Origin of the sequence: Pseudomonas akapageensis (assembly GCF_011355085.1) — a bacterium.
GTDB lineage: Bacteria > Pseudomonadota > Gammaproteobacteria > Pseudomonadales > Pseudomonadaceae > Aquipseudomonas > Aquipseudomonas akapageensis.
On sequence record NZ_VXCP01000002.1, the window covers coordinates 87482 to 108980 of the forward strand.

At 60.4% G+C, this 21499-nt stretch carries 17 protein-coding genes; 9 read left to right on the forward strand and 8 right to left on the reverse strand.

Features of this window, described 5'->3' with window-relative positions; genetic code table 11:
- Nucleotides 1–19: 19 nt before the first annotated feature.
- On the reverse strand, nucleotides 20–2434 hold the full coding sequence (locus tag F2S13_RS02275) for a glucose/quinate/shikimate family membrane-bound PQQ-dependent dehydrogenase (protein ID WP_166358640.1): 2415 nt from the start codon (nucleotides 2432–2434) through the stop codon (nucleotides 20–22).
- Nucleotides 2435–2500: 66 nt separating this feature from the next.
- Nucleotides 2501–3853, reverse strand: a complete 1353-nt coding sequence (locus F2S13_RS02280) for a carbohydrate porin (protein ID WP_166358642.1) — start codon at nucleotides 3851–3853, stop codon at nucleotides 2501–2503.
- A 220-nt stretch (nucleotides 3854–4073) separates the two neighbouring features.
- Here F2S13_RS02280 and F2S13_RS02285 point away from each other — a divergent pair, with 220 nt between their 5' ends.
- A complete protein-coding gene (locus tag F2S13_RS02285) occupies nucleotides 4074–4295 on the forward strand; it encodes a VF530 family protein (protein WP_166358644.1) in 222 nt (73 codons plus the stop codon).
- Between the two features lie 4 nt (nucleotides 4296–4299).
- Nucleotides 4300–4956, forward strand: coding sequence for a Pr6Pr family membrane protein (locus tag F2S13_RS02290; RefSeq protein WP_166358646.1), 657 nt, complete (start codon nucleotides 4300–4302; stop codon nucleotides 4954–4956).
- Here the strand turns inward: F2S13_RS02290 and F2S13_RS02295 are convergent.
- From F2S13_RS02295 to F2S13_RS02305, 3 genes are all read right to left on the reverse strand, one after another.
- On the reverse strand, nucleotides 4923–5705 hold the full coding sequence (locus tag F2S13_RS02295) for a siderophore-interacting protein (protein ID WP_166358648.1): 783 nt from the start codon (nucleotides 5703–5705) through the stop codon (nucleotides 4923–4925). The genes F2S13_RS02290 and F2S13_RS02295 overlap by 34 nt on opposite strands.
- Complete coding sequence (locus F2S13_RS02300) at nucleotides 5702–6277, reverse strand: PadR family transcriptional regulator (RefSeq protein WP_166358650.1); 576 nt, start codon at nucleotides 6275–6277, stop codon at nucleotides 5702–5704. The genes F2S13_RS02295 and F2S13_RS02300 overlap by 4 nt, the downstream gene beginning before the upstream one ends.
- A gap of 225 nt (nucleotides 6278–6502) precedes the next feature.
- The gene (locus F2S13_RS02305) at nucleotides 6503–9658 is read right to left on the reverse strand and encodes a transglycosylase domain-containing protein (protein ID WP_166358652.1); all 3156 of its coding nucleotides are present in this window, start codon (nucleotides 9656–9658) and stop codon (nucleotides 6503–6505) included.
- 479 nt (nucleotides 9659–10137) lie between these two features.
- On the opposite strand from F2S13_RS02305, the gene F2S13_RS02310 reads away from it, so the two are divergent.
- Nucleotides 10138–11559, forward strand: coding sequence for an amino acid permease (locus tag F2S13_RS02310; protein ID WP_166358654.1), 1422 nt, complete (start codon nucleotides 10138–10140; stop codon nucleotides 11557–11559).
- A gap of 65 nt (nucleotides 11560–11624) precedes the next feature.
- On the opposite strand, the gene F2S13_RS02315 is transcribed toward F2S13_RS02310, so the two are convergent.
- Entirely contained in the window at nucleotides 11625–12749 is a 1125-nt protein-coding gene (locus F2S13_RS02315) for an OpgC family protein (protein WP_166358656.1), read from the reverse strand.
- Between the two features lie 403 nt (nucleotides 12750–13152).
- Here F2S13_RS02315 and F2S13_RS29585 point away from each other — a divergent pair, with 403 nt between their 5' ends.
- The 6 genes from F2S13_RS29585 (at nucleotide 13153) to F2S13_RS02345 (ending at nucleotide 19481) form a co-directional block, all read left to right on the forward strand.
- Nucleotides 13153–15159, forward strand: coding sequence for an aminotransferase class I/II-fold pyridoxal phosphate-dependent enzyme (locus F2S13_RS29585; RefSeq protein ID WP_166358658.1), 2007 nt, complete (start codon nucleotides 13153–13155; stop codon nucleotides 15157–15159).
- A 33-nt stretch (nucleotides 15160–15192) separates the two neighbouring features.
- On the forward strand, nucleotides 15193–15975 hold the full coding sequence (locus tag F2S13_RS02325; RefSeq protein WP_166358660.1) for a transporter substrate-binding domain-containing protein: 783 nt from the start codon (nucleotides 15193–15195) through the stop codon (nucleotides 15973–15975).
- 149 nt (nucleotides 15976–16124) lie between these two features.
- Nucleotides 16125–16829 (forward strand): ABC transporter permease, encoded by a 705-nt coding sequence (locus F2S13_RS02330; RefSeq protein ID WP_166358662.1) that lies wholly within the window; start codon nucleotides 16125–16127, stop codon nucleotides 16827–16829.
- 5 nt (nucleotides 16830–16834) lie between these two features.
- Nucleotides 16835–17533, forward strand: a complete 699-nt coding sequence (locus tag F2S13_RS02335) for an ABC transporter permease (RefSeq protein ID WP_166359200.1) — start codon at nucleotides 16835–16837, stop codon at nucleotides 17531–17533.
- The gene (locus F2S13_RS02340) at nucleotides 17530–18444 is read left to right on the forward strand and encodes a DMT family transporter (protein ID WP_166358664.1); all 915 of its coding nucleotides are present in this window, start codon (nucleotides 17530–17532) and stop codon (nucleotides 18442–18444) included. The genes F2S13_RS02335 and F2S13_RS02340 overlap by 4 nt, the downstream gene beginning before the upstream one ends.
- A 20-nt stretch (nucleotides 18445–18464) precedes the next feature.
- Nucleotides 18465–19481, forward strand: coding sequence for a M14 family metallopeptidase (locus F2S13_RS02345; protein WP_166358666.1), 1017 nt, complete (start codon nucleotides 18465–18467; stop codon nucleotides 19479–19481).
- A 15-nt stretch (nucleotides 19482–19496) separates the two neighbouring features.
- Here the strand turns inward: F2S13_RS02345 and F2S13_RS02350 are convergent, their stop codons facing one another.
- Together F2S13_RS02350 and F2S13_RS02355 are read right to left on the reverse strand one after the other, a co-directional pair.
- On the reverse strand, nucleotides 19497–19892 hold the full coding sequence (locus tag F2S13_RS02350; protein WP_166358668.1) for a hypothetical protein: 396 nt from the start codon (nucleotides 19890–19892) through the stop codon (nucleotides 19497–19499).
- Entirely contained in the window at nucleotides 19889–21271 is a 1383-nt protein-coding gene (locus F2S13_RS02355; RefSeq protein ID WP_166359201.1) for a hypothetical protein, read from the reverse strand. Before F2S13_RS02355 ends, F2S13_RS02350 begins: the two co-directional genes overlap by 4 nt.
- Nucleotides 21272–21499: the final 228 nt, after the last annotated feature.

Below are 21499 nucleotides of genomic sequence, written 5' to 3' on the forward strand. Positions count from 1 at the left end.
CCGCTCCTGGTCTTGAGGTTTATTTGGCCAATTTATAGGCGATTATATAGTCACCCATCCGGGTGCCGAGCGAACCGTGACCACCGGCTGTCACCAGCACGTATTGCTGGCCGTCGCGGCCGGTGTAGGTCATTGGCGTGGCCTGGCCACCCGCTGGCAGGCGCGCGGCAAAGAGCTCCTTGCCGTTGTTCACGTCATAGGCGCGCAGGTACTGGTCGAGAGTACCGCTGAGGAAGCCCACGCCACCGGCGGTGACGATCGAGCCGCCCATGCTGGGCACACCCACCGGCAGGCCGATCGGCAACGGAGAGCTGTCGCGGCTGGTGCCGTTCTTGTGCTTCCAGACGACCTTGTTGGTGGTCAGGTCGATGGCAGCCATGTCACCCCAGGAAGGCGCCTGGCAAGGCAGGCCCAGTGGCGACATGAACGGATGCATGATCACGGCGTAAGGTGCCCCGGTGTTCGGTTGCACACCGCTGGTTTCACTCTCGCGCTTGCTCCCGGCGGCGACCTGGGCGCGCGGGACCATTTTCGAAACGAAGGCCATGTAGTTCGGGCTGGTGAACAGCAACTGGCGTACCGGATCCACGGACACACCACCCCAGTTGAACACCCCGACGTTGCCCGGGTAGATCAGGCTGCCCTGCTCTGAAGGCGGGGTGTATTGCCCTTCGTAACGCAAGGAACGGAACTGGATGCGGCACAGCATCTGGTCGAATGGCGTTGCCCCCCACATGGCTTGTTCGGTCAGTGGCGGCGGCAGCAGGTTGAGGTCGGAACGGGCCTGGGTCGGCGAGGTGTGGTCGCCCGGTACTGCACCGTTAGGGGCCGGGATCTCGCGAATCGGTACGATCGGCGTGCCGTCGCGGCGGTCCAGGACGTACAGGCTGCCTTGCTTGGTGGGGGCGATCAGCGCGGGCTTGATCCCGGCGGAGGTTTTCAGGTCGACCAGCGTTGGCTGGCTGCCTACGTCCATGTCCCAGAGGTCGTGATGAGTGAACTGATAGTTCCAGCGAACCTTTCCGGTACCCAGATCAAGGGCAACGACACCGGCACTGAACTTCTCGGCACCCGGCGTACGGTTGCCGCCCCACTGGTCGGGTGTCTGGTTGCCCAGAGGCAGGTAGACCAGGCCGAGCTTTTCATCGACGCTGGCCAGCGACCACATGTTCGGCGAGTTGCGCGAATAGAACTGGCCAGACGCCAAGGGCTCGGTGGCATCCGGGTTATTGCTGTCCCAGTTCCATACCAGGTGGCCGTCATGCACGTCGTAGGCGCGGATCACGCCGGACGGCTCGTTGGTCGACTCGTTGTCGGTCACGTGGCCGCCAATGATCACCAGGTTGCGGGTGATGGCCGCAGGCGACGTGGAGTAGTAACCGCCGGGGGTGAACGGACCAATGCCGGCGCGCAGGTCTACCACACCCTGGTTGCCGAAGTTTTCGCAGACCTTGCCGGTGTCGGCGTTGAGCGCGATCAGGCGGGCATCGGCGGTGGGCAGGTACAGGCGACGCGGGCAAGCGGTGGTGATGGCCTTGCCTGCGGCGGAAAGGGCTGCCGGCGGGGCGCCGACATTGCTCGTGCCATAGGCGTTTTCGTCGTAGTAGGAGACGCCGCGGCAGGTCATGTGGGCGAAGCCCTTGAAGCCAGAAGGGCTCTTGATCTGCGGGTCGAAGCGCCAGAGTTCCTTGCCGGTATCCGGGTCGAGCGCCAGCACCTTGCTATGGGCGGTGCAGGCATAGAGCATGCCGTTGACCTTGAGCGGCGTGTTCTGGTTGGTCAACTCGACCGGGTCATCGGCCGTTGGCAGGTCACCGGTGCGAATCCGCCAGGCTTCCTGCAGCGTGTTGACGTTGTCTGGCGTGATCTGGGTGAGGGGCGAATAGCGATCACCGAACTCGGTACGGCCATAGGCCTGCCACTCGCCGTCGGGCATCGTCGGGGCGGCGCTTTGCGTACCGGCGTTGTCGCGGCCCAGTTCACCCTTGATTTCACCCGGGTGGGTGAATTGGCTGGCGATGGCGGTCGCACCGGAGGCTGCCACGGCAAGGGTCAGCAGGCTGGTACCGACGAATGCCGACTCGCCACGCAGCAGCGGGCGCCTAAACCACGGCAGCAGCAACAGCACGCCGATTGCGAACCACAAGGACAGGCGTGGTACCAGTTGCCACCAGTCCAGGCCCACTTCCCACAGCGCCCAGGCTGTACTGCCCAGCAGCACCAGGGCGTACAGGCCGAGCGCCGCACGGCGTGCGGCGAGCAGAAGCAGGCCGGTCAGGGCGATGCCCGCACCGGCGATCAGGTAGTAGCGCGAGCCGCCCAGTTCGTTGAGCTTGTTTCCCCCGGCCAGCATGGCCAGGCCCATCAGCAGCAATACCAGGCCGAGCAGGCGCGGTAGCACGCGGTATCTACTCAAGGCACCCTCTGTGCTCATCGTGTGATTCTCCATAAAGTTGTCAGGCATCGAGTCAAGCTCGGGTCAGTCAGTTGTTCAGTCGCATCAGAAGGATGTCTGCAGCTTGATCCCGCCAATCAGAGCGTCATCGACCTGGTCGACGCCACCGGGATGACGGATGTACTGCAGGTTGGGGCGTACAGTCAGCCATCGGGCCAGGTGCATCCCGTAATTGAGTTCGGCGCTGTATTCGGTGTCTTGTGGTGGCAGGAAGGCCGGGTTGTCGTAGTCGTCGATGCCCCGGGCCTGATCGATGGCCTGGGCATTCTTGCGGTAGGCCGGATTGACGTGCACGCGGGCCAGGGCGAAACCGATATCGTCCTTGGGGCGGGCATCGAACAACCCGTTGTAAACCACACCTGCCTGCACATAGTTGTCGATGGCATTGGTCTTCTTGTCGTGCATCGTGGCATTGGCGAACACGCTCAAGCCGCGCGAGTGGTCGCTTGCCTGCGACGTCAGTTGCTGCTGGGCACCGATCCAGAACCCGTGCTTGCTCGAGCTGCTGCGATAAGCCTGACCGCTCAACGCAGCAGGTTGGCCGTTGCTGTCTTTGTAAACGTCCGTTGCGTTGGCATTACTGTAGTAGTAACCGGCGCGATATTCCCCTGACAGGCCTTCGAAGGCGGGTGTCCAGACAAGCTCTATCGGCAACAGTGCGCCCTGGGTGCCACTGCCGCTCAGCTTGAAGCCATTGTCACGGTCAAGGTTGGAAGGGTTTTGTTCATAGGCGCCGATCTGCGCATAGAGTTCGGGCGCAAGGTTGTACTTGACCCGCAGCGCCCACTGGCTGACCGGCCAGTTGTACCAGATGTCGCCGGCCCAGTTGCCCACCTGGGAGCCGCAGAACGCCAGGTTCTGGAAGTCGCAGGGGAAACTGTTGAAGTCTTCGCCTTCGCCGAAGCGGCCGACCTTGATGTCGAGCTTCTGATCGAAGAAGCGCTGCTGGTACCACATTTGGGTCAGGCGCCAGGTCTGGCCACGTCCCCAGACTTCCTGGGCGGAAGTGAAGCCGCCGACCCGGGGGTCGTTGATCCGGTCATTGCTGATGTTGTTGCCGCTGCGTTCGGTGACGGTCAGCTGAAACTCGGCATCCTGCCAGCCCAGGATCCTTTGCAGGTCCATGTGGGTGCCGAGGGCGAATTGATCGCTGTAGCGGGCCGTACGGTCATGATCGTAGCCACCGTGCAGGTTGGCGCCCATTTCGCCCGTGTAGTCGAGATTGAAGTCATAACCCTTCTCGGCGAGCTCGGTGCGCGCGCCGCCCCAGTCGCCCAGCATCCAGGGTGAGTCGGGGGCGAATGCAGGGGTGGCATGGGCACAGGTGGCCAGGCCAAGCGCCAGCGCACCACTGATCAGGGGAGCAGTGGTTTTAGTGAAAGTGGAGGAACTTTGCATTGAGATAGCGCTGTCTTTTGAAGGGTGAAGCGATTCAGTTAGGCGCGGAAGGATATAGAGGCAGGGCGCAGAAAAAAAGGTGGAGGCGTGACATGGAGTGTTGCGGTGACAGTAATAGTTGGGTTGGCGGGGCTTGCCCGCGATGAAGGAGACACAATCAAAAGGTCTTACGCTACCTGTAGACTGTCTGAAAGAGATTGCTACTTTACTGGAGCCCGGCATGACCGTACCCAACAACAACCCCCTGCATGGCGTCACGCTGGAGCAGATCCTCAACACGCTGGTTGCCCACTATCAGTGGCAAGGCCTGGCCCAGCGCATCGATATTCGCTGCTTCAAGAGTGACCCGAGCATCAAGTCGAGCCTGACCTTCCTGCGCAAGACGCCGTGGGCCCGGGAAAAGGTCGAGCAGTTGTACGTGCAGTTGCAGCGCAAGGGCTGATCCCATGCGCCGCGTAATCACGGGGGCCGCGTGCCTGGGTTGGACAGCATTGGCCATTCAGCTGTATCTGGTACTGTTTTCGCGTTGGGAACTGCAGGCCAGCCTGATGGGCGGGCTGATCAATTTTTTCAGCTATTTCACCGTGCTGAGCAATACCCTGGCCGCTGTGGTGCTGAGTTATGCATCGTTTGGCAGGGAGGGTGGCGCCAAGCGGTTTTTCCTTTCGCCCCGGGTCAGTACTGGCATCGCCGCCAGTACCACCCTGGTTGCGATTGCCTACAGTCTGCTGCTACGCCATCTATGGCAACCCCAGGGCTGGCAGTGGCTGGCCGATGAGTTGCTGCATGACGTCATGCCCGTGATCTATCTGCTCTACTGGTGGCAGTGCGTGGCCAAGGGCAGCCTGCGCCTGGGGCATCTGCTGGTCTGGTTGATCTATCCGATACTTTACTTTGGCTATGCCTTGTTGCGAGGTGATTGGATCGGGGTCTATCAGTATCCATTTCTCGATGTTGCCCGGCTGGGCTATGGCCAGGTGTTCACCAATGCCCTGGCGATCATGCTGGGGTTCGTGCTGATCGCCGCGCTGTTGATCGGCATCGATCGTTGGCAGGGCAAACGCCAGGCTCACGCTTCGTCGTGTTCACCGAGGCGCCAGTAGCCAGCGGCCTTGATCTGACTTTCCTGCAGTCCGTGGTTATCGAGCAGGACCCGCCGCAGCTTGCGTGACAGGGCTGCTTCGGTGGCGATCCAGGCATAAAGTTCACCCTCGGGGCGCTGCAGCCCGGCCACGACCTCCAGCAGGTTCTGCTCGTAGCGATGAACCCACGTCACCTCGACTTGAGCGGCACTGCTGAGGGCCTGGCATTCCCGCGCGTTCTCGACCTCAACCACGACTTGCACCTTGCGCCCGGTCGGCAGTTCTTCGAGGCGCCGGGCGATGGCGGGAAGGGCGGTTTCGTCGCCGATCAGCAGGTAGCTGTCAAAGATGTCCGGCACGATCATCGAGCTGCGCGGGCCGCCGATGTACAGGTCCTGGCCGGGTTGCGCCTGGGCAGCCCAGGTCGAGGCCGGGCCATCGCCATGCAGTACGAAGTCGATGTCCAGTTCGCCGGCAGTCAGGTCGATCCTGCGCGGTGTGTAGTCGCGCATGGCCGGTTTGGCGCTGTCTTCACTGCTGGCAGCGCCGAGCACCAGGGTGTCCAGGGCGGCCTGTTCCCGGGGCGTGCGGGCGAAGAGCAGTTTGATGTGGTCATCGCTGCCCAGACTGGTAAAGCCCGCCAGCTCCGCGCCACCCAGGGTGATGCGGCGCATGCGTGGGGTCAGGTCGGTCACGCGCAGTACTTGTAACTTGCGGCGTTTGATCTCGTGCATGACACGGTGGATGGCACCGGTATTGTCGGCATTCATTCAGGTTTCTCCCGAGCATTGGTGGGCGATTGCGGCCCGGCAACGATGGCTTTGGCGGTGTCGTTGAGCAGGTCGCGCACTCGCAGGATTTCATCGGGACTCCAGCGCCCGTGGTACATCTGCAGGGCGTGACGCAGGTTGTGCACCGCTTCGTGAATCTCCTGCGGTCGGTCCTGGCCACGCAGCGAGCGCTTGCTGACCTCGATGCGCATGCGTACCCCGTCCAGGGCAACGGCTTGCTCGGTCAGGGCACGAACGCCTGCGTCGGTCACGCTGTAGCGCTTCTTGCCGCCATGGGCCTCGCCAGTGATCAGCTCGCTTTCCTCGAGAAAGGTCAGGGTCGGGTAGATCACGCCCGGGCTTGGGCTATAGGCGCCATCGAACATGTCCTCGATCTGGCGGATCAGGTCATAGCCGTGGCAGGGCTGTTCGGCGACCAGCGCCAGCAGCAGCAGTTTCAGATCGCCTGGGGCAAAGACGCGCGGCCCGCGACCGCCACGCTCGCGGCCCGGTCGCCGTTCGAAGAGGTCGTGGCTGTCGCCATGATCGCGGTGAGGAGGGTGGTCTCTCATGCTGTTCTCCTTGCGGACAAGATATTACTTAAGATGTAACTTAAGATATATCTTGAAGAGTGCGCAAGGAAAAAGAATATTCGTGGAATTCCGGGATCTGTAGCCGCTGCCGAACGGCTGCGCTCGGCCGCGTAGCGGTCGTAAAGTTTCAAGACCGCCGGGGAGCCCCTTCGGGACTCCAGCGCAGCCTGCGGCAGCGGCTACAAGGGATCGGCGCAGCAGGTATCAATGCATCGCCACCTGCGAGGCCGTCGGTGGCATCTTGCACTGGGTGTGGTTGCCGGGCTCCAGGTAAGGCACCAGGATCGGTGCCATGCCCTTGAGCACTTGCACCGGCAATGCCGAGGTGAATTTGAAGGCTTCGGCTGCCCGGCCCGGTACGAACGCGGTCAGGGTGCCGAAATGGTTGTCGCCGATATAGAACACAAAGGTCGCCGTACGGTTGATGGCCTTGGAGCCGATCATTCGACCACCGGAGCCGAAGCTTTCGATGCGGTTGTCGCCGGTGCCGGTCTTGCCGCCCATGGTCAGGACCTTGCCATCGGCCAGTTTGAAACTGCCGGAAATGCGCCGTGCCGTACCGGCTTCGACGACTTGAGACAGGGCGCCGCGCAACGCTGCGGCAACTTCCGAAGGCAATATCCGCTTGCCTTTGTCCGGGTCGGCGACCAATTGGGTCTCATAAGGGGTATCGGCTGCAAAGTGCAGGGTATCGATACGCAGGGTCGGCAGGCGTATACCATCGTTCTGGATGATCCCCATCAGCTCGGCCAGTGCCGCTGGGCGGTCGCCGGAGCTGCCGATGGCGGTGGCCAGCGACGGTACCAGGTGATCGAAGGGGTAGCCGACCTGCTTCCAGCGGCGGTGGATGTCGAGGAATGCCTCGATTTCCACCATGGTCCGCACGCGGCTGTCGCGGGCCAGCTTGTGCCGGCTCTTGAATAGCCAGCTATAGACTTCCTGGCGCTCGAAGTGGCTGGCAGTGACGGCGTCCTTGAACTGTGCATCGGGATTGTTCAACAGGTAGCCGAGCAACCAGAGGTCCAGCGGATGCACCTTGGCGATGTAGCCCTGGTCGGGCAGATCGTATTTACCCGGGCCATAGGCGTAATACATATCGTCCAGCTTGGAGTCGGTCACCGTGTCTGATTTGACATCTGTTTTCAGGCCTTTTTTCAGGTCTTTTTTCAGGTGCGTGCGGACGAAAGTGTTGAAGGTGGCCTGGTCCGCTTCGGGGTACAGATAACGATGCACGGCAGCCAGGCGCATCGGGGTGACATGCATGCTGTCGAGAAAGGTGTCCAGGCGCTCTTTGGAGCTCTTGCGCTGGTATTTTTTCCAGAAGCGCAGCATGAAGTCGGTGCCTTCACGGTCGGCGAAGCGGGCCAGGTATTCCTGGCGGCGGGGGTCGCTGTCGTCCCTGAGCAACGCCAGGCTGCTGTTGGGCGACTGATAGGTGGTGTAACGCACAATGTCACGCAGCAGGCGGATGAACGGCAGGTTGATCGACTCGCGCAACGCTTCCTTGAGCGTCGGGTTACGGCCGTTGTCTTCCTTGCGGAAGTTATTGAACACATGCATGCCGCCGCCGGTGAAAAAGGCCTCGCCGGGGTTGGCCGAGTATTTGCGCTCCAGCGCCGCGTCGAGCATGGGGGCGAGGCTGCGGTCCTTGTTCTGGATCAGGTAGTCCACGGCCCAACGGGTGATGTGGTCGACATCGGCGACTTCGACCTTTTTCAAATCGGCCGGGGACTGGTTGCCGAAGCGTTCACGCAATTCGGTGATGATCTGCAGGTAGCTGGTCAATACGCGCAACTTGGCTGTGGACCCGAGTTCAAGCTTGCTGCCCTCGTTGATGTCGAACGGCTGGTCGGTGCTGTCGGTCTGCACCCGTACCCGCGAGCCATCAGGAGTGCGTTCGAACAAAGTGAAGCTGTAGCGCACCTGGGTGGTGCTGGTCGGGGTGAGCAGGTGTTCGCCGAACAGGCCCATTTTTTCGGCGAAGGCAGGGTTGGCGAGTTCCCTGAGGTATTGGCTGGCCTGGCGTTGCAGGTCCGATTGCAGGGTGCTGGTGGCCGACAGGTCGAGCCGGTCCAGATCGTACAAAGGTCGGTTGAGCATGGCCGACAGCTTGCTGCGCGCGACGCTGATGCCTTTGTTGGTGACGATCGGCTGGATGGTCGGTTGCAGTATCCAGTCACGGAATGTCACCTGGCTTGCCAGGGCGGCATCGGCCAGGGGTTGATCGATGACATCGTTTGCGGCCAGCACGCGGACGTGGCTGTCGGTCAGCAGGGCAAGTTCATTGCGACCCTTGGCAAGAAAATGCGAAGGGCGCCGCTGGGCGATCATCAGCGACAGCACCTGACGCAAGGCCAGGCCGCGGGCGGCGAGGCTGGCCGGGTCGGTGGCGGTGGAGGCCAGGGCCTTGTTGACCTTGTTGAAGTCGGCGCCATACCAGACCCTCAAGCCTTCGGCCATGCCATGCACTTCGCCATGCCCGGGCACTGCCGACAACGGCACGCTGTTGAGGTAGTCGCGTACGATTTTGTGCCGGGCCTCGAGCGTCTGCGGTCCATTCTGATAGGCCCGCACGCTGGCAGAAAACATTTGCCGCAGCTTTTCGCTGCCCGAAATCGTCAGGCCGTCCGGGGAGTGGCGATATTTTTCCAATTGCGTGGCCAGGGTGCTGCCACCGGCCGACTGGCCTGGCAAGGCGAACATCTTTGCCACCTGGGTGTAGGCGGCCATGGCAAAACGTGGCCAGTCCACGGCCGGATTGGCCAGGGGTTCGCTGGGGTCGAGCAAGTCGCGGTTTTCGATAAACAGCAGGCTGTTGACGATCAGCGGCGGGATACTGTCAAAGCTGTTGTACAGCTGTTGTGGGTAATGGAACTCGTACAGCAGATCCCCTTTGCAATCGGTGATCGACAGACCTGCCTGGATTTTTTCCGGGTAGGGGACGAAGAAACCGTGTTTGCTGTAGCTCAACAACGCTGGGGAAAACTGAGCCTGTTCCTTGATCAGGTAGTCGCGCTTGAGCAGGCGCGGCAGGAACTCGTCCATGGCGCTGTAGCCCAGGCGCTTGTCGAACGGGCCTTCTCCCGGATAGACCACGTCAGCACTGGGGCCTTCGTGCAGGGCGTAATTCAGCGAAGTCGCATAACGGCTGAATTCGCGGGCCTGCAGCTTGGAAGTACGAACTTCCGACTTGACCGCAAAGCCCAGGGCCACCAGGCCCATCAACACCAATAGCCAGAACAGCCTCCACCACCAACGGCGGTGTTGAGGTTGCCGAGGGCTTTTGGGCGTAGGCGATTCTTCCAGACTTTCAGCAGAGGCGTCAGCCTCGGTTGGTTCGGATTGCCACAACGCGCCCATAGTATTCGACCCGATCACAAGTATTCATCGCACTTGCCTGAAGCTTAGTCGCTGGTCAGCAGCAGTGAAAAATTTGTCGCCGAGCTGTCGGAAATTTCACTTCCAGCCGTGTGCTAAAGCCTTTGGTTGTAGATCGATTGCTCCAATTTGGTGCTATTTTACGCGCCCTGATGGTGCGTCCCGGGTTTTCAGCCTTGCGGTAACAGGCAATTAGGGCACCTTCGGGTAGGAAGTATGGAGAAAGCTCCTCAGGTAATGCGTGATTTACCGAGAGTTCTCTCCAAATATTACCGGTCATACAGTGAAAAGTGCTGTTCAAGCTTAATTACACTGCACGCCCCGTCGATCTGGCAGGTATGCCCTGTCAGGCGGGCTCTCTCATAAGGCAGAGCCCGGCAAAAAACGTTGCGCAGGTTTATCGACCCACGCCGCGTAGCTCAGACGGTTGATATCCAATAACAAGACGAGGTTGTATTTCTATGCCAGTCGGCAACTCCCCCTCTCACGGTGAAACCGCCCAGGGCGGTCCACTCAAGCGAGACCTCGGCGAGCGACATATTCGCCTGATGGCGCTGGGCGCCTGCATCGGTGTCGGTCTGTTTCTGGGCTCGGCCAAGGCCATCCAGATGGCCGGTCCCGCCATCATGCTGTCCTACATCATTGGCGGTCTGGCGATCCTGGTGATCATGCGCGCACTCGGCGAAATGGCCGTGCACAATCCGGTCGCAGGCTCCTTCAGCCGTTACGCCCAGGACTACCTCGGCCCACTGGCTGGCTTTCTGACCGGCTGGAACTACTGGTTCCTGTGGCTGGTGACCTGCGTGGCGGAAATCACCGCGGTGGCCATTTACATGGGCATCTGGTTCCCCGAGGTACCGCGCTGGATCTGGGCGCTGGCCGCGCTGGCAAGCATGGGCACCGTCAACCTGATCACGGTGAAAGCCTTCGGCGAATTTGAATTCTGGTTCGCCCTGATCAAGATCGTCACCATTATTGCCATGGTTCTGGGTGGCATCGGGGTGATCGCATTCGGCTTCGGCAACGATGGCGTGGCCTTGGGTATTTCCAACCTGTGGAGCAACGGTGGCTTCATGCCCCATGGCGTCCCCGGCGTACTGATGTCACTGCAGATGGTGATGTTCGCTTATCTGGGCGTGGAAATGATCGGCCTGACGGCCGGCGAAGCCCGCAACCCACAAAAGACCATTCCGAGCGCCATCGGCTCGGTGTTCTGGCGCATCCTGCTGTTCTACGTGGGTGCCTTGTTCGTGATCCTGTCGATCTACCCGTGGGGTGAAATCGGTACCCAGGGCAGCCCGTTCGTCATGACCTTCGAGCGTCTGGGCATCAAGACCGCTGCCGGCATCATCAACTTCGTGGTGATCACCGCTGCGCTGTCGTCCTGCAACGGCGGTATCTTCAGCACCGGGCGCATGCTCTACAGCCTGGCGCAGAACGGCCAGGCGCCGAAAGCCTTCGCCAGGACCGCCAGCAACGGCGTGCCACGCAACGCGCTGCTGCTGTCCATCGGTGCCTTGCTGCTGGGTGTATTGCTGAACTATCTGGTACCGGAAAAAGTCTTCGTCTGGGTGACTGCTATCGCCACCTTTGGCGCGATCTGGACCTGGGTGATGATCCTGCTGGCCCAACTCAAGTTCCGCGCGGGCCTGAGCGAAGCCGAGCGTAGCCGTCTGCAGTTTCGCATGTGGCTGTGGCCGCTGAGCTCCTACCTGGCGCTGGCGTTCCTGATCCTGGTGGTGGGCCTGATGGCGTACTTCGAGGAAACCCGTATTGCGCTGTATGTCGGCCCGGCATTTCTGGTGCTGCTGACGGTGTTGTTCTATGCGTTGAAACTGTCTCCGAAAGAGGGCAGTGCAGCATTGGCGCGTACGGCGTCGTGATGGTGTAGCCAGGCGACTTCTCGTTCCCACGCAGAGCGTGGGAACGAGGTCCGAACGGGGTTTGATCAGACCGGCACCGCCTGCACCGGCCGACCCAACCGCTTGTTCAGATCCAGCCACGCCGCCAGGATCGCCATCAACCCCACCCCGACCAACGCACTGAACACCTGCATCCCCAGGCCATCGTCGGCCAGCGCATTGACCATGTCCGCCAATGGCGCCAGCAACACGCCAAAACAGAACACCTCCAGCGAATACCGCCCCATCGCGCAGGCCTGGCGGGCCAGCCAATGCTGCAGCCAAGGCCCGCTCGGCAATAGCCTGGCCGTGACATAGGCCAGCGCCAGGAAGTGCAGCAGTCGTGTCGGCGACAGGTTGGTCTTGCTGATCGGGTACAGCCACTCGGCGAGTATTTTCGGCATCAGCGCATCGTGCACCTGCGGCCATTTCCAGGACAGCGCGATCAAACCGGTCGCCAGCAGATAGAGTGCAGCCAGGCTGAACAGCGGCTGGCGCAACAGCGGTCGACGGTCGAACGAGTACGTGTGTCGACTGCGCACGGCCGCTGCACCACCGAGCACGAACAACAATTGCCAGGCCAATGGATTGAAGAACCAGACGCCACCTTCCTGGGCCGCCAGGTTCCAGTGAAATAGCTGCGCCAGCACGTAAAGCGCGGCCGACAACCCGACCACATACTCAGCGCGTCGCAGCATCAGCGGCAACACCAGCGGCAAGCCGAGCAGCAGCAGAATGTACAGCGGCAGCGGGTCCATCAGGTTGGGTTTGAAGCGCAGCAGCAGCTCATCGATCAGCGCTTGTTGCGGGTTGCTCAGGAAGTAATTGAGGCCCATTTCCTGGATCAGGTCGCGGGTTTCGACATGGGCGTTGGCTACGAACACGATGCCCATCAGCAGCACCAGCAGGAAGATATGCACCACATACAACACCCAGGCCCGTCGCAGGATGCGCACGCAGGCGACCAGGTAACCGTCGCGCAGGGCGATCCGACCGTAGGCCAGGACGGCTGCGTAACCGGCCAGGAACACGAAGATTTCCGCCGCATCGCTGAAGCCGAAATTGCGCACGGTGAAGTGGGCCAGAGGGTTTTGCGGAATGTGATCCCAGAAGATGAAGATCAGCGCCAAACCCCGAAAGAAATCGATCCGATGATCTCGGTCGTTAGTCATGACGCTGGGCTCTGTGCAGGTGGTAGTTCGCTAAGGATAGGTGGGGGGAACCGCTGCGGTTCCACGCGCGGGATCGATGTCGATCAGCGGCGCGGAGGGTGGCGTTTTTTGTGGGCAAATGCAAAGGCGGGGTATTACCGGATGTCTCCGGTGCCGGAAAAGCGACGCCCGCTTTGCGGTCGAGCGCAGCCTGCGGCAGCGGCTACGCCGACCGTGTCATGCCGAGCACTTGTAGCCGCTGCCGTAGGCTGCGCTCGACCGCGAAGCGGGCGCAATACCGATGATACGAAAACGACACGATTGCTCTCAAAACGACGTATTCCGAAAATTGCTGTTGAACGACTGTTCAGTGTTATCTATGTTGTCGGCTCGCGCTTTTTCTATTCGAACGAGAGGCACCAGCATGCGGTTTTCACCCTTTGTTGAGCGAATATCAGGGCAGGGTGTCGCAGCCTGGGACATCCACCACGAAGCGTTCGAGGCCCAGCGCCGAGGCGAGGATGTGATCATACTGAGCGTCGGCGATCCGGACTTCGCGACACCGGATTTCATTACCGACGCTGCCATCGAAGCCCTCCGCCAGGGTGATACCCACTACACAGAAATCGCCGGCCGCCTCGCACTCAGAGAGGCCATCGCCGCCCGCTACAGCCCTCTCCTGCAACGCCCTCTGCAAGCGCAAAACGTCATCACCGTCGCCGGCGCGCAAAACGCCCTGTACATCACTTCGATGTGCCTGCTGCATGCCGGTGACGAAGTCATCGTCCTCGATCCCATGTACGTAACCTACGAAGCGACACTCAAGGCCTCGGGCGCGAATCTGGTGCGCGTACCCTGTTCGGCCGACTCGGGCTTTCGCCTCGACGCTGCGTTGCTGGCCAAGGCCATTACTCCGCGGACCCGGGCGATCTTCCTCTCCAACCCCAATAACCCCACCGGTGTAGTACTCAGCCGCGAAGAGCTGCAGGGTATTGCTGACCTGGCCATCGCTCACGACCTTTGGGTGGTGGTGGATGAGGTTTACGAAAGCCTGGCCTTCGAACGCGAACATATGAGCCTGGCGGCCTTGCCGGGGATGACCGAGCGCTGCGTGGTGATCGGCAGCCTGTCGAAATCCCACGCCATGACCGGCTGGCGCATTGGCTGGATCGTCGCCGATCCGGCCTTGATCGCCCATGCCGAAACCCTGGTGCTGAGCATGCTCTATGGCTTGCCGGGTTTTGTCATGGAAGCCGCGCTGACGGCGGTGCAGGCCCATGAGCAAGTCACCCGGGGCATGCGCGAAACCTATCGCCGGCGCCGCGACCTGGTGATCGAGGCGTTGTCTGGTTGCCAGGGCATCTCGGTGCTCAAGCCCGATGCCGGCATGTTCGTGCTGGTGGATGTACGCGATACCGGGTTGACCTCGCTGGACTTCGCCTGGCGCCTGTTCCGCGAACACGGCGTCTCGGTGCTCGATGCGGCGGCGTTCGGCAAGCCTGCCGAAGGGTTTGTCCGGCTGTCCTTTACCCTGGGTGAAGAGCAACTGTTGCGTGCGTGCCAGCGCATCCGGGATTTCGTCCAGGTGCTCAAGGGCGAGACCCCGAAAGCCAGAGTGACCAGCATTGCGACAGATGCACCAGTGGCCAAGGCCGAAGCGGTGAAGACCATGATTGAGGTCGACCGCCTGCACAAACGTTTCGGCAATATCGAAGTGCTCAAGGGGGTGTCCCTGACGGCTCGTGAAGGCGATGTGATTTCCCTTATCGGTGCCAGTGGTTCAGGCAAAAGTACACTGCTGCGCTGCATCAACATGCTCGAAGTGCCGGACCAGGGCCGCATCCTGGTCGATGGCGAAAGCATTCACCTGAATTACGACCGTCCCGGCGCGCCACTGGTGGCCGATGCCAAGCAGCTGGTGCGGATCCGCTCGAGCCTGGGCATGGTGTTCCAGAACTTCAACCTGTGGCCGCACCGCACGGTGCTGGAAAACCTGATCGAGGCGCCCACCCAGGTGCTGCGCGAAAGCCGCGCTGAAGCCACCGAGCGGGCCGAAGCATTGCTCGAAAGAGTAGGGCTGGCGGCCAAGCGCAATGAATACCCGGCATTTCTTTCCGGGGGCCAGCAACAGCGGGTCGCCATCGCCCGGGCCCTGGCCATGCGGCCCAAGGTCATGCTGTTCGATGAGCCCACCTCGGCACTGGATCCGGAACTGGTCGGTGATGTGCTCAAGGTCATCCGTTCTCTCGCCGAAGAAGGCCGGACCATGATCCTGGTGACCCATGAAATGGCCTTCGCTCGCGATGTCTCGTCCAAAGTGGCCTTTCTCCATCAAGGGCAGATCGAGGAAGCCGGCACGCCGGATGAAGTGTTCGTGCACCCACGCAGTGAACGTTGCCGGCAATTCGTCAACGCACATCAAACTCGCTAAAACCAACACACAATAAAAAGACGGGGAAACATCATGGGAAATCGGCGTTTGGCAAACTGGTTGGGCGGCATGGCTTGTGTATTCCTGGTCGGTACCGGGATGGCCCAGGCTCAACCCATCCAGTTCGCGGTAGCAGCGGAACCTTATCCACCGTTCACCCTCAAGCAGGCCAACGGGCAATGGTCAGGCTTCGAGGTCGACCTGATCCACAAGTTGTGCGAGCAAATGAAGGCCCAATGCGAAATCAAGGAAGTGGCCTGGGACGGGATCATTCCCTCCTTGCTGGCCAAGAAGATCGATGTGATTTTCTCCTCGATGTCGATCACCGAAGAACGTGAAAAGCAGATCGCCTTCAGCAAGGCTTACTACGACACCCCGGTTGCCATTGCCGGTCCCAAGGGCACCAAGGTGGACATTTCGCCAGAGGGCCTCAAAGGCAAGACGATCGGCGTGCAAATCTCCACGGTCAGCGCCAACTACCTGAAGGCCCACTACGAAAATATCGCCGATCTGCGCTACTACGACACCCAGGACTCGGCCAACGCCGACCTGATTGCCGGCCGTATCGACCTGATGATGGCAGACGGCACGGCGGTGGCGGGCTTCCTCAAATCCCCCGACGCCAGCGGCCTGGAAAACCTTGCCATCGTGCCTTACGACCCGTTGTTCGGTCGTGGTGTGGGCGCCGGTGTGCGCAAGGACGATACCGCGCTCAAGACTCAACTCGACACGGCCATCGCCTCCTTGCTGGCCAGCAAGGATTACGACGACATCTCCAGCAAATACTTCGATATCAGCGTCAAACCGGCTAACTAAGCGCAATTGGCCCCGTAGCCGCTGCCATCAGGCTGCGCTGGCGTCCTGAAGGGACGCCCCTGCGATCTTGAGATCTTGCGCCTGCTTCGCAGGCGAGCGCAGCCTGTGGCAGCGGCTACAGGTATCGCGACAATCGGTGGAGAGCTGCAATGTTCGAATTGATCAATTTCAGCGAGCAGGGATGGGGTGGTGCGCTGCTCAAAGGGTTATTGATGACCCTGCAGATATCGGCCGGCGCCTTTGTGGTCGGTCTGTTCATTGGCCTGGTCGTCGCCTGTCTCAAGCTCAACGGGCCAAGGCCCATCGCCTCGCTGATGCGCGGCTACACGACGCTGTTCAGAGCTGTTCCCGAGCTGTTGCTGATTCTGTTGCTGTACTACGTCGGTTCCATGGGCCTGAATTCCCTGCTGGCCTGGGCCGGTTACAGTTCGGTCAACGTCAGTGGTGCAGTGGTGGCGGTCCTGGTACTGGGGCTGGTACAGGGCGCCTACGCCTCGGAGATTTTCCGCGCAGCCATCCTGGCGATTCCCCACGGGCAGATCGAGGCGGCACGTGCGTTCGGGCTCAATGGCTTCGCGCTGTTTCGCCGGGTCACCCTGCCGATCATGGCGCCCTACGCAATGGCCGGCATGGCCAACCTCTGGATCAACCTGATCAAGGACAGTGCCCTGATCAGCGTGGTCGGCACCAATGAGCTGCTCTACACCGCCAAGCAAGCGGCGGGTTCGACGCGACACTATCTGTTGTTCTATCTCACAGCGGCCGCGCTTTATTACCTGGTGACGCTATTGTCCAACCATCTGTCCGGACGGCTCGAGCGACGCGTGCGGCGCTGGATGCCTTTGGCCGAGTGACCGATATGATTCCAGAATGGATATTCAATTATGCGGCGCTGTTGGGCCGTGGGGTGCAGACGACCCTGTCGATCCTGCTGATCTCCAGCGTGATCGGCTTTGCCCTGGCAGTGCTGGTCGCGCTTGCCCGGCTGTCGAAGCGCAAGGTGATCGCCAAATGCAGCCTGGCCTACACCAGCGTGATACGCGGCACACCGCTGCTGATCCAGATCTACATTTTCTACTACGGGCTGGGCAGTCTCTTTGCACAGCTTCCGGCATTGCGCGGCAGCTTTCTCTGGCCGTACCTGCGCGACGGTTACTGGTACATCGTCTTTGCCCTGGTGCTGTCGGTTGGCGCCTACGTCGGAGAAGTGATCCGCGGTGGCTTGCTGGCGGTGCCCAAGGGTGAAATGGAAGCCGCCTCGGCGTTCGGCATGACCCCGCGCCAGGCCTTGCTGCGGGTGCGCCTGCCACGGGCCATGCGCTTGCTGCTGCCGACGCTGGCAGGGGAAAGCGTGATGCTGCTCAAGTCCACGGCGCTGGCTTCGACCATTGCCGTGATCGACCTGCTGGGTGCGGCCAACGTGGTGCGGGCCCAGACCTTCCAGGTCTATCAGCCGTTGCTGATGGTCGCCGGGGTGTATGTGTGCCTGACGTTCCTGATCGAGGGGCTGTTTGCCTTTGCCGAGCGGCGTGGCACGCCGATGCGCAGAGCGGTATGACAGGGCTGCCTCGGGTGGATCGGTCGCTGCAGGGCATCGCCCTGTGCACCCTGGCCTATACCTTTCTGGCGCTGCAGGATGCAGCGCTCAAATGGCTGGTGGCCGACTATTCGGTCGTGACCATTCTGTTCTGGCGCAGCCTGATGGTGGTGGTCGCTTGCCTGGTGCTGGGCCGAAAGGGGTTGATGCAGCGAACCTGGCGTTCTACCAGCAAACGCCTGCTGGTGGAGCGAGGCCTGTTGTCGATCGTTGCCTGGCTGCTGTATTACACCGCGGCGCGGGACCTGAGCCTGGCGGAAATGACTACCTTGTATTTCTCCGCGCCGATCATGGTCACGGTGCTGGCGGCGATATTTCTCAAGGAGCATGTCAGTCGCTGGCAATGGGTGGCACTGGTGCTTGGCTTCATTGGCGTGCTGATTGCCTGCAAGCCCGGCAACATGGTCGAGCCGCTGCCGATTGTCCTGACCCTGCTGGCCGCCTTGTGTTGGGCCTTCACCTACATTCAGCTGCGCAAGGTCGATGAGCACACCTCGGTGCTGGAACAGATGCTGGTCACCAATGTGGTGTTCGTGATCTGCATGGCCGTGCCGCTGCCCTGGTCCTTCACTCCGGCGCCGATGTCGGCCTGGTCGGGCATGCTGGCTGCCGGGCTGGTGGGCGGGATCGGCCAATACCTGCTGTTCGCCAGCTTCCAGCGGGCCACCGCGACCGTACTGGCACCTTTCGAATACACAGGGCTGATCTGGGCCTTTCTGCTGTCGAGCCTGGTCTGGGGCACGGTCATGGACATGTCGCTGCTGGTCGGTGCCGGCCTCATCGCCGTCAGCGGCACCCTGGCCATGATCTGCGCCCGACAGGGTGCTGACCACGCGCCGGTCCAGGCGCCGCTCGAACCCGAGAACTCATGAATCCACAGTGAGGTGAATGCATGGCAGTCGACGTCTCCTTGAATGTTCGCAGTGATTCAGGTGAACCCCTGCGCGTGCCGGCCTGGCGCTACCTGGGCGATGGCAGCGGGCCGACCGTGCATCTGCAGGCCGGCGTGCATGCCGATGAAATCGCTGGGATGCTGGTTCTGCACCGGCTGATGCCCCGCCTGCAGGCGGCGAAGGACAAGGGGCTGCTCAAGGGCAGCGTGACCGTGGTGCCCCAGGCCAACCCCTTCGGCATCGGGCAGTTTCGCCAGGGGCGGATTCTCGGTCGGGTACATGAGGCAACCGGGCAGAACTTCAACCGGCTGTTCGATCAATCGGTGAGACTGACGCGCGAGGCAACCAACCTGGGGCACTGGCAAAAATACCTGGTCGAGCTGGCAGCAACGGCCGACCTGATGCTCGACCTGCACACCGATGACGAAGCGCTGCCCTACCTCTACATCCATCGCAGCTTCTGGCCCCAGGGGCGGACGCTGGCTGCGGCGCTGAAGGCGGACGTGGCGATCATCTGGGACGAGGGCGGCGATGGTTCCTTCGAAGAAACCATCATTGCGCCCTGGCTGCGATCGGGTGAAGTGGGCCAGCGTCTGGCCGCGACCCTTGAACTTCGTGGGCAGGGCGACGTCAGCGATGATCTGGCCGAGCAGGATGCCCAAGGCTTGTATGCCTGGCTGTGTGCCTGTGGCGTGATCGATGACAGCGTGCCCCTGGAGGTATGGCAGGGCGAGGCGGTGGACATCGGGCATATGGAGTCGATCTTCGCGCCGCAATCCGGGGTGCTGGTTTTTGAGAAAACACTGGGCGATGTAGTGGAGGAGGGTGAGCGCTTTGCCAGGATTCTCGGCAGGCCCGGCGATCCGACGTCTGAAGTGGTACTGCATGCTGCCCAGACCGGGCGGATGGTGACGCGCTATCGCGACCGGCTGGTGCCGCAGGGGGCGGTGGTGGCCAAGTTTACCGGGAGTCGGGTTTCGGTGAATTGGGCGGGTGGGTTGTTGGATCCATGGTAAGCAGTGTAAGTGAGATTACTTCAGCCAACCGAGGAATTTGCCGATCCCTCCCAGCAGAAAAAGAAAACTCACAACTATTATTGAACTCAGGTGCAATATTGCCAACATGCGCTTAAGCGATTCGGGGAAATTACTTATATCCTCAGCACTTACGCTACCGCGCTTAATATAAAAGCCGGGAAAGGTGACATACCCTGCAATGCCACCCACGAGCAAAAGCTTGCCCCAAGGGCCACCTCGTCTAAGCGGAGCAAGTTTCATGACGCCGGAGGAGTTTTTTAGGTGCTCCAGCATCAAATCCATCTTGGTATAAGCGATGTACAGCGCGGCTCCAATACAAAACAGCGCCCCCAATAAAATACCACCCCCACCAAAAATAATAAAAACTTCGCGAGGTGTGAAATCACTCATCGAGCTTGCTCATAAATAATTTCACCGGCGCTCTCACCAAAGGAACCGCCGAAAGCGCCACCGGTAAATGAGGCTGCCCCGACCACAACGACACCGCATACCAGTGTGGCAACACCACCTGTCGGTATACCCAGACCAACACACAATCCTGCAATTGTGGGAGCGGTTAACGCCAAACCTACGACTGCTCCTCCAACGACACCACCGGCAAAGCTGCCGACCTCAGTAAATTTGACGCGCTCGCAGGCCTCGGCGTTACCGGCTGCACATACGTCTTGAACCTTTAGGTAAGACGCTCCACCGCCGATAGCTGTGCCGATCCAGCCACCGTATTTAACGACTTTGACAGCTTTGGCCACCCCTTCGATGTGCGTGGCATATCCCGGGATTTGCTTTGCGGCACCGGCTTTCGTCCAGCGATGAACCAAACTGCGACTGGAGATGCCCAGGGCGCTTTTCAGATTCGGGTGATCAGGGAAGCCAATGCCCTTTCGAGTCAGGGCTGTCATATTGGTGTTGAGCTTTGCGAGTAGCCGTTTACGTTCTGCAAAAAACTTCGGGGACCGCAAATGTCCATCTGCTTGGAAAGTGCGTTGATGCAACGCTTCAATTTCACTCAGAACGGTTTTAACGTCCTCCAGGTTTTTGGCGAACATTGCTTCACCGATACCGATACTGGTCGAGCCCTGAGCAAGAAAAGTTTCGATTTCGTGACGGTGCCGTACCATAAAGTCGCTCTCTTCCGCGCTTAGCGGTTTGAGAGCGTCATTCGTCCTGGCCGCAGCCTCCATCAGCAACGCTTCTTCACGGGTGCATTGAAGGTTGTCTGGATCGCTGAGCACGATCATTGAGCCGGCTTTGACATCGCTTAGGTTGGGGTTCAGCGACTTAAATTTACGCATCACTGCTGGATTGCGCTCCGTGAACAAGGTGGCTTCCAGCTGGTCGCGAGTCGTGCTTTTGGGAACTACATAAAAGCCGGGCTCTTGCGGCTCGGGATTCACTATCGATTCAGCAATCCGCCGTGGTTTCTCTTGAAACTGCGGGCTACTGTGAAAACTTTCCAAAGGGTATTTCCCAGTGATGCGCGAATACATGCCTGAGATGTCGCGGCTCAATGGACTGAGGGGGTCGTCCTTCACTAACAACCACTGACCATCTTCCACCGTTTCAAGGATTTGCTTCAACTTATCGCCTGTGATACGACCAAACGAAACACCATGGGCACGAAGAAAATCAGTAAGGTCCAAAACAGTGCTGTAGCTGGGGCCGTTCAATGCGCTTCGAACATCAACCACAGCAAAAAAAGGCGATTCAATTTTGTCGAAACTAATCCCTTGTCGTTCACGATCTTGCCGACGAATAAGGCGCAGTCCCATCATGTATTCCCCCTAATAAAGTACAGGCTCAAACAGTGAGTTGAGCGTTTCGAATCCATTGATGATGAGCGAAGCGTAACGATCGCCTTCGCGGGAATGGGTGAGCCAGAGAATTACCTCAATGAGGTTTGGAGTAAGCAGGAAATTTCCCAAGGCCTTAGCAGAAAGGTCTGAAAACCTCAGGTGCGATCATATTCTAATTCTGTAGGCTTGAAGTTGTTGCTCGCG

Excerpts from the sequence above, each read along its gene's own strand:
- F2S13_RS02340 (WP_166358664.1), top strand. The coding sequence starts at position 17,530 with ATGACAGGGCTGCCTCGGGTGGATCGGTCGCTGCAGGGCATCGCCCTG.
- F2S13_RS02290 (WP_166358646.1), top strand. The coding sequence starts at position 4,300 with ATGCGCCGCGTAATCACGGGGGCCGCGTGCCTGGGTTGGACAGCATTG.
- F2S13_RS02355 (WP_166359201.1), bottom strand. The coding sequence starts at position 21,271 with ATGGGACTGCGCCTTATTCGTCGGCAAGATCGTGAACGACAAGGGATT.
- F2S13_RS02295 (WP_166358648.1), bottom strand. The coding sequence starts at position 5,705 with ATGAATGCCGACAATACCGGTGCCATCCACCGTGTCATGCACGAGATC.
- F2S13_RS02335 (WP_166359200.1), top strand. The coding sequence starts at position 16,835 with ATGATTCCAGAATGGATATTCAATTATGCGGCGCTGTTGGGCCGTGGG.
- F2S13_RS02275 (WP_166358640.1), bottom strand. The coding sequence starts at position 2,434 with ATGAGCACAGAGGGTGCCTTGAGTAGATACCGCGTGCTACCGCGCCTG.
- F2S13_RS29585 (WP_166358658.1), top strand. The coding sequence starts at position 13,153 with ATGCGGTTTTCACCCTTTGTTGAGCGAATATCAGGGCAGGGTGTCGCA.
- F2S13_RS02300 (WP_166358650.1), bottom strand. The coding sequence starts at position 6,277 with ATGAGAGACCACCCTCCTCACCGCGATCATGGCGACAGCCACGACCTC.
- F2S13_RS02310 (WP_166358654.1), top strand. The coding sequence starts at position 10,138 with ATGCCAGTCGGCAACTCCCCCTCTCACGGTGAAACCGCCCAGGGCGGT.
- F2S13_RS02325 (WP_166358660.1), top strand. The coding sequence starts at position 15,193 with ATGGGAAATCGGCGTTTGGCAAACTGGTTGGGCGGCATGGCTTGTGTA.
- F2S13_RS02280 (WP_166358642.1), bottom strand. The coding sequence starts at position 3,853 with ATGCAAAGTTCCTCCACTTTCACTAAAACCACTGCTCCCCTGATCAGT.
- F2S13_RS02285 (WP_166358644.1), top strand. The coding sequence starts at position 4,074 with ATGACCGTACCCAACAACAACCCCCTGCATGGCGTCACGCTGGAGCAG.
- F2S13_RS02315 (WP_166358656.1), bottom strand. The coding sequence starts at position 12,749 with ATGACTAACGACCGAGATCATCGGATCGATTTCTTTCGGGGTTTGGCG.
- F2S13_RS02350 (WP_166358668.1), bottom strand. The coding sequence starts at position 19,892 with ATGAGTGATTTCACACCTCGCGAAGTTTTTATTATTTTTGGTGGGGGT.
- F2S13_RS02345 (WP_166358666.1), top strand. The coding sequence starts at position 18,465 with ATGGCAGTCGACGTCTCCTTGAATGTTCGCAGTGATTCAGGTGAACCC.
- F2S13_RS02330 (WP_166358662.1), top strand. The coding sequence starts at position 16,125 with ATGTTCGAATTGATCAATTTCAGCGAGCAGGGATGGGGTGGTGCGCTG.
- F2S13_RS02305 (WP_166358652.1), bottom strand. The coding sequence starts at position 9,658 with ATGGGCGCGTTGTGGCAATCCGAACCAACCGAGGCTGACGCCTCTGCT.